Source organism: Polaromonas sp. UC242_47, assembly GCF_044452385.1.
GTDB lineage: Bacteria > Pseudomonadota > Gammaproteobacteria > Burkholderiales > Burkholderiaceae_C > Polaromonas.
In genome coordinates, this window is record NZ_JBIOAO010000001.1 from 2,364,062 (window position 1) to 2,375,869 (window position 11,808).

Sequence of the window (11,808 nt, forward strand, 5' to 3'; positions counted from 1 at the left end):
ACAAGATGAATTCAAAAATCAGGCACTTCCTGGTGAGCTTGCTCGGCATCGTGGCCGCATTGTTCTGGAGCGGGGCTCACGCGGAAAACGGCGTCAGCGACAAGGAAATCGTGCTGGGCCAATCCCTGGGGTTGACCGGCCCGCTGGCCCAGTTGGCGCCCGACATCGTCAATGGATCGAAGGCCTACTTCGACGTCGTGAACGCGAAGGGCGGCATTTTCGGTCGCCAGATCCGCGTGGTGACCGTCGATGACGGCTACCAGCCGGCCAACACCGTGAAAACCGTGCGCCGCCTGATTGATGAGGACCGGGTATTTGCCTTGTTCAATCTGACCGGCACCGCCAACGTGGCCGATATCCTGCCCATGCTGGAAAAAGAAAAACCTCCGGTCCCGTTGCTGGGGGCGGTCACCGGCGCAGACGTGATCCGGGTGCCGGCCGGCCATGTGTTTCACATTCGTGCCAGTTACGCCGATGAAACCGAAAAACTGGTGCAGCACCTGAACACCATAGGCGTACAGCGCATCGGTGCACTCTGGCTCAACAACGGCTTTGGCAAGGATGGCCTGGCCGGTCTGGAAAAAGCCATGCACAAGCGTGCACTCAAGCTGCACGCCAGTGCCGCCATCCAGGCTGACGCGTCGGACGTGGACCAAGCCGTTTCGACGCTGCATGACATGCGGCCCGAGGTCATCATCATGATCACCACAGGCGTGCCAACGGTGTCGTTCATCAAGGCCTACAACAAGGCCCGCAAAGGCATGCGTTTCTACACGCTTTCGGTCATGGGCACCCAGTCCACACTGCGCGCGCTCGGGCCTGACGGCGTCGGGGTGGTCATGACCTCGGTCGTGCCTTTTCCCTGGAGCCAGAGTCTCCCGCTGGCCAGGGAGTACCGCAGCGCGATGCAGAAAGCCGGCTACGACAACCTGTCCTTTCTGGGCTTCGAAAGTTATATCAACGCCAAGGTGCTGGTCGAGGGGCTTCAACGTGCGGGCAAGGACTTGACCCGGACCAGGTTTGCCACCGCACTGGAGAACACCCAACAGTTGAATCTGGGTGGTTTCGACGTCGGTTTTAGCAAAAAATCGCACCAGGGATCACGTTTCGTCGAACTCACCATCATTGGCCCCGGCGAGAAATTCACCAAATGAATTTTGACCTTCGGGCTTTCCCCTAGACGCCGGCAAAGCACTACGATCAAGGATTCGAAACCAATGCCTCAAGGAGTTCCCATGCTGGGTTTAATGCAAAGCCAACCGCTGCTGATCTCATCCCTGATCGAGTTCGCAGATCGTCACCACGGCGACGCGGAAATCGTGTCACGACGGGTCGAGGGTGATATCCACCGCTACACCTATAAAGACGTGGCACGCCGTGCGCGCCAGGTGGCCGGCGCCCTGGATGCGCTGAAGCTACAGTTTGGCGATCGTGTCGCCACACTGGCCTGGAACGGTTACCGCCATCTGGAGCTGTATTTCGGCGTCAGCGGCTCGGGCCGGGTGTTGCATACGTTGAACCCGCGCTTGCACCCCGACCTCGTCGCCTGGATTGCCAACCATGCCGAAGACCAGGTGCTCTGTTTCGACATGTCCTTTTTGCCGCTGATCCAGGCCGTGCATGCCAAGTGCACCACCATTAAGCATTACATCGCGTTGTGTGATGCCGACAAGCTGCCCGCCGACACCGGCATCCCGAGCTTGAGCAGCTACGAAGCCTGGATTGCGCCGCAGTCGACGGATTACCAGTGGCCCAGTTTTGATGAAAACTCGGCTTCCAGCATGTGTTACACCAGCGGCACCACCGGCAATCCCAAGGCCGCGTTGTACAGCCACCGCTCCACCATCCTGCATGCGTACGCCGCTGCGCTGCCCGATGTGATGTGTCTGAGCGCACGCGACTCCATCCTGCCCGTGGTGCCCATGTTCCACGTCAATGCCTGGGGCATTCCGTATTCGGCCGCGCTGACCGGCGCCAAGCTGGTATTTCCAGGTCCGGGACTGGATGGCAAATCGGTTTACGAATTGATCGAAGCCGAAAAAGTAACCTACGCCGCAGGCGTGCCCACGGTCTGGCAAATGATGCTGGGCCACATGAAACCGGCCGGCCTCAGATTCTCCACACTCAAGCGCACCGTCATTGGCGGCGCGGCCTGCCCACCGGCCATGATTCACGCCTTCCAGGACGATTACGGCGTCGAGGTCTTGCACGCCTGGGGCATGACGGAGATGTCGCCCCTGGGAACCTTGTGTACGCTGAAGAACAAACACCTGTCCATGTCCAAGGACGAGCAGACGAAGATACGGCTGAAGCAGGGACGCGCCATCTTCGGTGTGGACATGAAAATTATCGGCGAAGACGGCAAGGAGCTGGTTTGGGACGGCAAGGCCTATGGTGACCTGCACGTCAAGGGCCCATGGATCGCTGGCGCGTATTTCAAAGGGGAGGGCGGCAATCCGCTGATCGACGGCTGGTTCCCAACCGGCGACGTGGCCACCATAGACGCCGATGGCTACATGCAGATCACGGACCGCAGCAAGGACGTGATCAAGTCCGGCGGCGAATGGATCAGTTCCATCGACATCGAAAACATCGCGGTGGCACATCCAGCCGTGGCCATGGCGGCCTGCATAGGCGTGAAACATCCGAAGTGGGACGAGCGGCCCATCATTGCCGTGGTGAAAAAGCCGGGTGCCGAGGTCACGCGTGAGGAGCTGCTCAAGTTCTACGAAGGCAAAACTGCCAAATGGCAAATCCCCGATGACGTGGTTTTTGTCGATGCCATCCCGTTAGGCGCCACCGGCAAGATGCTCAAAACAAAGCTGCGCGAAATGCTGAAAGACTACACCCTGCCTTCGAGCTGATTTTGCTGGACTTCCGCCTGTGTGATCCACGTGTCACATGGGCGATAGAAAGGGCGTTGTTTACGGGCAATCCCTTACGCTGCAGTGCACAAAAACTTGTACTCTGCCCTTTGTCAGTTAACTAGGAGACATAGATGAAATTGCGCTTGAGGATGATTGCCGCGTCAGCCATGATGGTGGCTGCCAGTGTGTCGTTTGCCCAGAAGGGCGAAACCGTGAAGATGATCCGCATTGACCCCTTGACCGGACTTCTGGGACCTGTAGGTGTCAGCCAGATCAAGGGTTACCAGTTTTTTGCGGAAAAATTCAGCGGTGCGGGCAATCCGGCTGGTGTGAAATTTGAAATCACACCTATCGACAACAAGCTCAGCCCGGCAGAAACACTGACCGCGCTGAAGGCGGCCATCGACCAAGGCGCCCGCTACATCGTCCAGGGCAATGGTTCTTCGGTTGCGCTGGCCCTGGCTGACGCTGTCGAGAAGCACAACGCGCGCAATCCCGGCAAGGAAGTGTTGTACCTCAATGACTCGGCCGTGGACCCGGACCTGACCAACAGCAAGTGCAGCTACTGGCACTTCCGCTTTGATGCCGATACGTCCATGAAAATGGAGGCCATGGCCAGCTTCATCGCCACGCAGCCGGATATCAAGAAGGTCTATTTCCTGAATCAGAACTACTCGCACGGCCACCAGGTCGTGAAGTACGGCAAGGAGTCGCTGACTCGCAAACGGCCGGACATCCAGTTCGTGGGTGAAGACCTGCACCCACTGGCGCAAACGCGTGACTTTGCCCCCTACATCGCCAAGATCAAGGCCTCCGGCGCGGACACCGTGATCACCGGCAACTGGGGTTCCGATCTCTCGCTGCTGATCAAGGCCGCCAACGAGGGTGGCTACAACGGCAAGTTCTTCACCTACTACGCTGGCGTCACCGGCACGCCCACGGCCCTGGGCCAGAACGGCGCCGGTCGCGTCTACCAGATTGCCTACAACCACTACAACATGGGTGGTCAGATGGACAAATGGATGAAAGAATTCAAGGCCAAGTACAACGACGACTTCTACACCGGCTCCACCATCCGCATTTATGAAATGCTGGGCGCGGCGATGGCCAAGGCAAAATCCACGGATCCGGTGAAGGTTGCCGCAGCCCTGGAAGGCCTGAAGGTGCAGAGCTTCAACGGTGAAGTGGAAATGCGCAAGACCGACCACCAGTTGCAGCAGCCGCTGTATATGTCGGTCTGGCAAAAGGCCGATGCCAAGAGTCCCTACAGCCCTGAAAACACAGGCATGACGCTGGCGATGGTCAAGGAATATCCGAACTACGTCTCGAGCACGCCTACCAGCTGCCAGATGAAGCGTCCATAAGTCAGGACGCCTGAAACAGAGCCCGAGCGGGTCGCACCGTATCGGGCTCTTTTATTTCATCGAGAAGGAAGGTCAAGCGGAATGGAGTTTTTTATCATCTCGATGCTGAACGGGCTGAGCTACGGGCTCCTGCTGTTCATGCTGAGTTCGGGGCTCACGCTGATTTTCAGCATGATGGGCGTACTCAATTTTGCGCACGCCAGCTTTTACATGCTGGGTGCTTACGTGGGTTACACCGTGGCCCAGTTTGTGGGTTTCTGGCCAGCGCTGCTGATTGCGCCGCTGGTGGTGGGCGCGCTGGGTGCCGTGTTCGAGCGTCAGTGCTTGCGCAAGGTGCACAAGTACGGCCATGTGCCCGAATTGCTGATCACCTTCGGGCTGTCCTATGTGATCGTCGAACTGGTGCAACTGATCTGGGGCCGGATCGCGGTGGAATTTCGCCCACCCGAATTGCTCCAGGGGCCGGCCTTCACCTTGATCAATGATTCCATCAAGGGCCTGCGTGTGGTCTGGGGCACCGCGCCTGCAGAGCTGTGCAGCACGGCCGATGCCGCGATACGGATTGTCTGCTCTCCATTCCCGGCTACCCGCGGTTTCATGATGCTGGTGGCCTTGATCATGTTGGCTTCCGTCTGGCTGCTCCTGACCCGCACGCGCATAGGCCTGGTGATCCAGGCTGCGCTGACCCATCCGGATGCGGTGGAGTCCCTGGGGCACAACGTGCCACGTGTCTTCATGCTGGTGTTCGGTGCCGGCTCGGCGCTGGCGGGCCTGGCCGGCGTGATTGGCGGCAGTACCTTCCTGACCGAGCCTGCCATGGCAGCGACCGTAGGCTCCGTCATCTTTGTGGTGGTGGTGGTGGGCGGCATGGGGTCGCTCTCGGGCGCGTTTGTGGCGTCCATACTCATAGGCGTCATTCAAACCTTTGCCGTGGCTTTTGATTATTCGCTGGCCACCCTGGCGCAACAACTCGGGCTGCCGCTCAGCAGCGCCGTCATGAACAACTCTTATATCAAGCTCACGCTGTCCCAGGTGGCGCCTATCCTTCCCTATTTGTTCCTGGTACTCATCCTGATCTTCAGGCCACGCGGCCTGCTCGGAAAGCGGGAGGGCTGAGGCATGAAAACCCACTACCAATTCGCGCCGCTGAATATCGGACGCTGGCTGACCTGGGGCCTCTTTGCTCTGCTTCTGATAGTCGCGCCAAAAATGTTTGGCAGCGGCTTGGCCCTGACGGTGCTGTCACAGATGGGCATTGCCATCATTGCCTGCCTGTCCTACAACATGTTGCTGGGGCAGGGCGGCATGCTGAGCTTTGGGCATGCGGTCTACACCGGTCTCGGCTCCTTCCTCGCCATCCATGCGCTCAACAGCGTCACCAATGGGTCCTTGCCTTTGCCGGTGTCGCTGGTTCCGCTGGTAGGCGGGCTGGCCGGCGTCGGTTTTGCCGTGCTGTTTGGTTATGTCACCACGCGCAAATCGGGCACCACCTTTGCCATGATCACGTTGGGCCTGGGTGAACTGGTTTTTGCGCTGTCGTTGATGATTCCCGAATTTTTCGGCGGCGAGGGCGGTGTCTCGGGCAACCGGGTCACCGGCAAGGCCGTGCTGGGCATCACCTTCGGTCCGCAGATCCAGGTTTATTACCTGATTGCGCTGTACACCTTTGTGGCCGTGGCCGCCATGTTTGCCTTCACGCGCACACCGCTGGGCCGCATGCTCAACGCAGTGCGGGACAATCCCGAGCGCGTTGAGTTCGTGGGTTACGACACCCAGAAGGTTCGCTACTACGCCTTCATCATCGCCGGCTTTTTTGCTGGTATTTCCGGTGGATTGGCGGCGCTGAACTTCGAGATCGTCACGGCCGAGGTGGTCGGCGCTGCACGTTCGGGCGCCTACCTGCTGTTCACCTTCCTGGGCGGCGCGACCTTCTTTTTCGGCCCCATCATAGGCGCCATCCTGATGGTGCTGGCTTTTGTACTGCTGTCGGAGTTCACCAAGGCCTGGCTGCTCTACCTGGGCCTGGTGTTCCTGTTCATGGTGATGTATGCGCCCGGCGGCATCGCCAGCCTGATCATGATGAACCTGCGCGTGGCAGCGTTCGGCAAGCTGCGGCAACTGTGGGTCAGTTATCTGGCCATGACGGTGACGGTGCTGGTGCTGCTGCTGGGCGCCGGCGCGATGATAGAGATGGTCTACCACCTGCAGCTCAGTACCTCGCTCGGGTCTCAGCTCCAGTTCCTGGGTGTAACGCTGGACGCGAAAGGCCTGAACAGCTGGGTGGGCGCCGCCTTTGTCATGCTCACGGGTCTGGGCCTGTTTGAGGTCACACGCCGCCAGTTTCTGGTCGAATGGGGTGACATCCAGGAATACATCGAAAAAGAAATCAAGCGCAGGGAGGCACTATGAGCCCCCACGCTCGTCACTTCGTGTACGCCGCTGCCCCCCGAGGGGGCGCTGCGCCTGCGGCCCGGCAAAGCCGGTTCCGCGGCCCCGGCTGGCGGGGAAGGTACGCTGATCCTATGGCAAACGGCGTTCTGCCAAGGTGGAAAACAATATGACTTACGCACTTGAACTGAAAGACCTGCGCAAGAGCTTCGGCAAAACCGAAATCATCCGCGGTATCAACCTTGCGGTGAAGGCCGGTGAGCGGGTCGGCATCATAGGCCCCAACGGCGCTGGCAAGTCCACGCTGTTCAACCTGATCAGCGGGCGCTTTGAGCCCAGCAGCGGTGAGGTGTTGCTGGGTGGCCAGCGCATCAACGGCAAAAAACCGTTTGAGATCAACCGGCTCGGTCTGTCGCGCAGTTTCCAGATCACCAACATTTTCCCCAAACTCAGCGTGTTCGAAAACCTGCGTTGTGGCGTGCTCTGGAGTCTGGGTTACAAATACACCTTCCTGAAATTCCTGGCTGATCTGACCGACGCCAATGACCGCGCCGATGAGCTCATGAAAATGATCAAGCTCGACAAAAAACGCGACGTGCTGGCCATCAACCTGACCTACGCCGAGCAGCGCGCGCTGGAAATCGGCATCACCATCGCGGGCGGTGCCGGCGTGATCCTGCTTGACGAGCCCACCGCCGGCATGAGCCGCAGCGAAACCAGCCGTTTTATCAGCCTGATCAAAGAGGTGACCGTGGGCAAGACCTTGCTGACCGTGGAACACGACATGGGTGTGGTGTTCGGCCTGGCCGACCGGATCGCCGTTGTGGTCTACGGCGAGGTTCTCGCTTTCGATACACCGGATGCGGTGCGTGCCAACCCGCGTGTGCAGGAGGCCTATTTAGGCTCTCACGTCGCTGACGCACAGGCAGGAAATCATTGATATGCTGAAAATTGAAAACCTTCACGCCTATTACGGCAAGAGCCATGTGTTGCATGGTGTGAGTTTTGACGTCCAGCCCGGTGAAATTGTGGCGCTTCTGGGGCGCAACGGTTCGGGCCGGTCCACGACCGCCAAGGCCATTATGGGCCTGGTCGATTGCCAGGGCGACATCCAGTGGAAGGGCCAGTCGATCACCGGCCGCAAGGCCTACGAAGTGGCCCACCTCGGCATTGGTTATGTGCCGGAAAATCGCGACATTTTCCCGACCCTGACTGTGCAGCAGAACCTGATGCTGGGGCAGAAAAAACGGGGCAAGGGCAGCCGCTGGTCATTTGAGGACATGTACCAGATGTTCCCACGACTCCGGGAGCGCCAGCATACCGAGGCCGGCGTGTTGTCGGGCGGCGAGCAACAGATGTTGACCTTGTGTCGTGCGCTGATGGGCGATCCGGACCTGATCATCATCGACGAGCCGACCGAAGGTCTGGCGCCCAAGATTGTCGAGCTGGTCGGGCAATACCTGCAAACCTTGAAGGCCAGGGGCATCTCGGTGCTGCTGATCGAACAAAAACTGACCATTGCCATGGCGATTTCCGACCGGGCGCTGGTCATGGGCCATGGCAGCATCGTGTTCCAGGGAACACCGGACAACCTGCGCGCCGACGCTTACATCCGCAAGGAATGGCTGGAAGTCTGAACGCCGGGCTTTGTCACGGTTGGGACAAGTTGAAACGTCCACGGGCTTGCGGTGCGACGCAAGCCCTCTACAATGAAGAATAGAACGGTCGTACTATTTTTTCAGTCACTTGGCTTGTTTGATTTATCCTGCTTAGCTCAGGCAAACGGTCAGGCAACGCAACCAAGGAAAAGCAAATGACAGCGAAATACGAAGTCCACGGCAACGTCGCGGTGATCTCCCTGGACAACCCTCCGGTCAATGGCCTGGGCCATGCGACCCGCCTGGGCATCACGGACAGCCTGCAAAAAGCCAATGCCGATGCGGCCGTTAAATCCATTGTGCTGACCGGAGCCGGCAAGGCCTTCTCCGGCGGCGCTGACATCAAGGAATTTGGCACACCCAAAGCGCTGGCCGAACCTAATCTCTTGAGTGTCATTCTGGCGATTGAAAACTCGTCCAAACCCGTGGTGGCCGCCGTGCACTCGGTGTGTATGGGCGGTGGCCTGGAACTGGCACTCGGCTGCCATTACCGCATTGCGGCGCCTGGCTGCAGCGTGGCGCTGCCCGAAGTCAAGCTGGGCCTGATCCCCGGCGCCGGCGGCACGCAGCGTCTGCCGCGCGCCCTGGGTGTGGAACCCGCACTGAACATGATTGTCAGCGGCGAGCCGGTCAAGAGCGAGTTGCTGGCGCAGATTCCTGGCCAGAAACTGTTCGACAAAATGGCCGCTTCGGCCGAAACCCTGGCCCAGGAAGCGCTGGCCTACGCACAAGCCGTCGCCGATACACGGCCCTTGCCGCTGGTCCGCAACCTGCCATGCAAACACCCCAACGGCGACGCCTATTTCCAGTTCGCACGCAACATGGTCAAAGGCATGGCCAAAAATTTCCCGGCCCCGCTCAAATGCGTAGACGCCGTGGAAGCCGCCACCAAGAAGAAATTCGACGACGGCATGGCGTTTGAGCGCGAGATTTTCATCAATCTGATGTGGACCCCGGAAAGCCGTGCCTTGCGCCACATTTTTGCGGCCGAACGTGCAGCCTCCAAGATTCCGGATGTGCCTGAAGACACCCCCAAACGCGAGATCAAGTCGATTGCCGTGATTGGCGCCGGCACCATGGGCGGCGGCATTGCCATGAACTTCCTGAACGCGGGTATTCCCGTCAAGATCCTGGAGATGAAACAGGAGGCGCTGGACAAGGGCCTCGGCATCATCCGCAAAAACTACGAAGCCCAGGTCAAAAAAGGCAAGCTCAAGCAGGATAAATACGAGCAGCGTATGAGCCTGCTCAGCACAACGCTGAGCTACGACGAGCTGAAAGACGCCGACATGGTGATTGAAGCCGTGTTCGAAGAAATGGGCGTCAAGGAAAAAGTCTTCAAGGAACTCGACCGTGTCATGAAGCCGGGCGCCATTCTGGCCTCCAACACTTCGACGCTGGACGTCAACAAGATCGCATCCTTCACCAAGCGTCCCCAGGATGTGGTGGGTATGCATTTTTTCAGTCCGGCCAACGTGATGAAGTTGCTGGAAGTCATTCGCGGCGAAAAAACTGCCAAAGACGTGCTCGCCACGGTGATGGTGGTGAGCAAAAAGATCAAGAAAACTGCGGTGGTGTCCGGCGTGTGTGACGGCTTCATCGGCAACCGCATGATCGAACAATACGGTCGCCAGGGCGGTTTCCTGCTGGATGAAGGTTGCACACCGGCGCAGGTGGACAAAGCCATCGAAAAGTTCGGTTTTGCCATGGGTCCCTTCCGCATGGGCGATCTGGCCGGCAACGACATCGGCTGGGCTATCCGCAAGCGCCGCTACCAGGAAAAGCCGGACATGAAATACAGCAAGACCGCCGACTTGCTGTGCGAGAAGGGCCGTTTTGGCCAGAAGACGGGCGCAGGCTGGTACGACTATGTGCCCGGCAAACGCGACGCCATTCCCAATGCCGAAGTCGTCAAGATGATTGAAGATCACCGTGCCGCACTGGGCATCACGCCACGCAAGATTTCTGACGAAGAAATCGTTCAGCGCCTGGTGTATTCACTGGTCAACGAGGCTGCGCACATTCTGGAAGAAGGCATCGCCTCCAAGGCCAGCGACATCGACATGGTGTATCTGATGGGTTACGGCTTCCCGATCTACCGCGGCGGCCCCATGTTGTACGCCGACCAGGTCGGTCTGTTCAATGTGGTGCAAAGCATGCAACGTTTCGCAAAGAACCCGCTGGACGACGCCAAGTTCTGGCAACCGGCGCCGCTGCTGGCCAAACTCGCCGCCGAAGGCAAGACGTTCAACTAATTCCCGGAGATTTTCATGACCTCAGCCGTAATCGTTTCCACCGCCCGCACCCCCCTGGCTAAAAGCTGGAAGGGTTCTTTCAACATGACCCATGGCGCGACCCTGGGCGGCCACGCTGTCGAACACGCGATCAAACGCGCCGGCATCGAGGCCGCTGAAGTCGACGACGTGATCATGGGCTGCGCCAACCCCGAAGGTGCGACGGGCGCCAACATCGCCCGGCAAATCGCCTTGCGCGCCGGTTGCCCCATCACCGTCTCCGGTGTCACCGTCAACCGTTTCTGCTCGTCCGGCCTGCAAACCATTGCACTGGCAGCCCAGCGCATCATTGCCGGTGAAGCCGACATTTATGTCGCCGGTGGCGTCGAAAGCATTTCCTGCGTGCAGCAGGAAATGAACACCCACATGCTGGCCGACTCCTGGCTGGTCAAGAACAAGCCCGAGATTTACTGGAATATGTTGCAGACGGCCGAACAAGTCGCCAAACGTTACGGCATCACGCGCGAGCAGATGGACGAATACGGCGCAGCCAGCCAGCAAAAAGCCACGGCCGCGCTGGCCGCCGGCCTGTTCGAGGCTGAAATTGCACCTATCACCGTCACCATGGGTGTGGCCGACCCCGTGATGGGCCTGACCACCAAACAGGTCACCGTCAGCAAGGACGAAGGCATTCGCGAAGGCACGACCAAGGAAGGCATCAGCGGCATCAAGCCGGCCATTCCCGGCGGCGTGATCTCGGCCGGCAATGCCAGCCAGTTCTCCGACGGCGGCGGTGCCGTGGTGGTGATGAATGAAGCTGTGGCCGAGAAAAAAGGCTTGAAACCACTCGGCCGTTTCCTCGGTTTTGCCGTGGCCGGCTGCGAGCCCGATGAAATGGGTATTGGCCCGGTTTACGCCATCCCCAAGGTGCTGGCACGTTTGGGCCTGAAGGTCAGCGACATCGACCTGTGGGAACTGAACGAAGCTTTTGCCGTACAGGTGATTTATTGCCGCGACAAGCTGGGCATTCCCATGGACAAGCTCAACGTCAACGGCGGCGCCATCGCCGTCGGCCATCCCTACGGTGTCAGCGGCCAGCGTCTGACCGGCCACGCCCTGATCGAAGGCAAGCGCCGCGGCGCCAAACGGGTGTGCGTGACCATGTGTATCGGCGGCGGCATGGGTGCAGCCGGTATTTTCGAAGTCCTCTAACAAGCGGCTTGCCAGCATGAACGAAACCCTGCGCCTTCCACAAGGGCAGGCGTTTCTGGCCCCGCACCGGTTCATCGTGCGCACG

At 59.3% G+C, this 11,808-nt stretch carries 9 protein-coding genes; all 9 read left to right on the top strand.

The window, feature by feature from the left end:
* Window positions 1-5 precede the first annotated feature (5 nt).
* The 9 genes from ACHMXK_RS11560 to ACHMXK_RS11600 all read left to right on the top strand — a co-directional run bounded on the left by ACHMXK_RS11560 (window position 6) and on the right by ACHMXK_RS11600 (window position 11,723).
* On the top strand, window positions 6-1,154 hold the full coding sequence (locus tag ACHMXK_RS11560) for an ABC transporter substrate-binding protein (protein ID WP_397440444.1): 1,149 nt from the start codon (window positions 6-8) through the stop codon (window positions 1,152-1,154).
* An 81-nt stretch (window positions 1,155-1,235) separates the two neighbouring features.
* Window positions 1,236-2,864 carry a 3-(methylthio)propionyl-CoA ligase gene (locus ACHMXK_RS11565; RefSeq protein WP_397440446.1) on the top strand — a complete coding sequence of 543 codons (1,629 nt, stop codon included), beginning with the start codon at window positions 1,236-1,238 and terminating at the stop codon, window positions 2,862-2,864.
* Window positions 2,865-2,998: 134 nt separating this feature from the next.
* Window positions 2,999-4,231, top strand: a complete 1,233-nt coding sequence (locus ACHMXK_RS11570) for a branched-chain amino acid ABC transporter substrate-binding protein (protein ID WP_397440448.1) — start codon at window positions 2,999-3,001, stop codon at window positions 4,229-4,231.
* A gap of 81 nt (window positions 4,232-4,312) precedes the next feature.
* Window positions 4,313-5,347, top strand: coding sequence for a branched-chain amino acid ABC transporter permease (locus tag ACHMXK_RS11575; protein WP_397440450.1), 1,035 nt, complete (start codon window positions 4,313-4,315; stop codon window positions 5,345-5,347).
* Between the two features lie 3 nt (window positions 5,348-5,350).
* On the top strand, window positions 5,351-6,640 hold the full coding sequence (locus ACHMXK_RS11580) for a branched-chain amino acid ABC transporter permease (protein WP_397440452.1): 1,290 nt from the start codon (window positions 5,351-5,353) through the stop codon (window positions 6,638-6,640).
* 148 nt (window positions 6,641-6,788) lie between these two features.
* The gene (locus ACHMXK_RS11585; RefSeq protein ID WP_397440454.1) at window positions 6,789-7,559 is read left to right on the top strand and encodes an ABC transporter ATP-binding protein; all 771 of its coding nucleotides are present in this window, start codon (window positions 6,789-6,791) and stop codon (window positions 7,557-7,559) included.
* A 1-nt stretch (window position 7,560) separates the two neighbouring features.
* Complete coding sequence (locus ACHMXK_RS11590; protein WP_397440456.1) at window positions 7,561-8,256, top strand: ABC transporter ATP-binding protein; 696 nt, start codon at window positions 7,561-7,563, stop codon at window positions 8,254-8,256.
* Window positions 8,257-8,432: 176 nt separating this feature from the next.
* Entirely contained in the window at window positions 8,433-10,532 is a 2,100-nt protein-coding gene (locus tag ACHMXK_RS11595) for a 3-hydroxyacyl-CoA dehydrogenase NAD-binding domain-containing protein (protein WP_397440458.1), read from the top strand.
* 15 nt (window positions 10,533-10,547) lie between these two features.
* Entirely contained in the window at window positions 10,548-11,723 is a 1,176-nt protein-coding gene (locus ACHMXK_RS11600; RefSeq protein ID WP_397440460.1) for an acetyl-CoA C-acyltransferase, read from the top strand.
* Window positions 11,724-11,808: the final 85 nt, after the last annotated feature.

Excerpts from the sequence above, each read along its gene's own strand:
- ACHMXK_RS11560 (WP_397440444.1), top strand. The coding sequence starts at position 6 with ATGAATTCAAAAATCAGGCACTTCCTGGTGAGCTTGCTCGGCATCGTG.
- ACHMXK_RS11595 (WP_397440458.1), top strand. The coding sequence starts at position 8,433 with ATGACAGCGAAATACGAAGTCCACGGCAACGTCGCGGTGATCTCCCTG.
- ACHMXK_RS11590 (WP_397440456.1), top strand. The coding sequence starts at position 7,561 with ATGCTGAAAATTGAAAACCTTCACGCCTATTACGGCAAGAGCCATGTG.
- ACHMXK_RS11580 (WP_397440452.1), top strand. The coding sequence starts at position 5,351 with ATGAAAACCCACTACCAATTCGCGCCGCTGAATATCGGACGCTGGCTG.
- ACHMXK_RS11565 (WP_397440446.1), top strand. The coding sequence starts at position 1,236 with ATGCTGGGTTTAATGCAAAGCCAACCGCTGCTGATCTCATCCCTGATC.
- ACHMXK_RS11570 (WP_397440448.1), top strand. The coding sequence starts at position 2,999 with ATGAAATTGCGCTTGAGGATGATTGCCGCGTCAGCCATGATGGTGGCT.
- ACHMXK_RS11585 (WP_397440454.1), top strand. The coding sequence starts at position 6,789 with ATGACTTACGCACTTGAACTGAAAGACCTGCGCAAGAGCTTCGGCAAA.
- ACHMXK_RS11600 (WP_397440460.1), top strand. The coding sequence starts at position 10,548 with ATGACCTCAGCCGTAATCGTTTCCACCGCCCGCACCCCCCTGGCTAAA.
- ACHMXK_RS11575 (WP_397440450.1), top strand. The coding sequence starts at position 4,313 with ATGGAGTTTTTTATCATCTCGATGCTGAACGGGCTGAGCTACGGGCTC.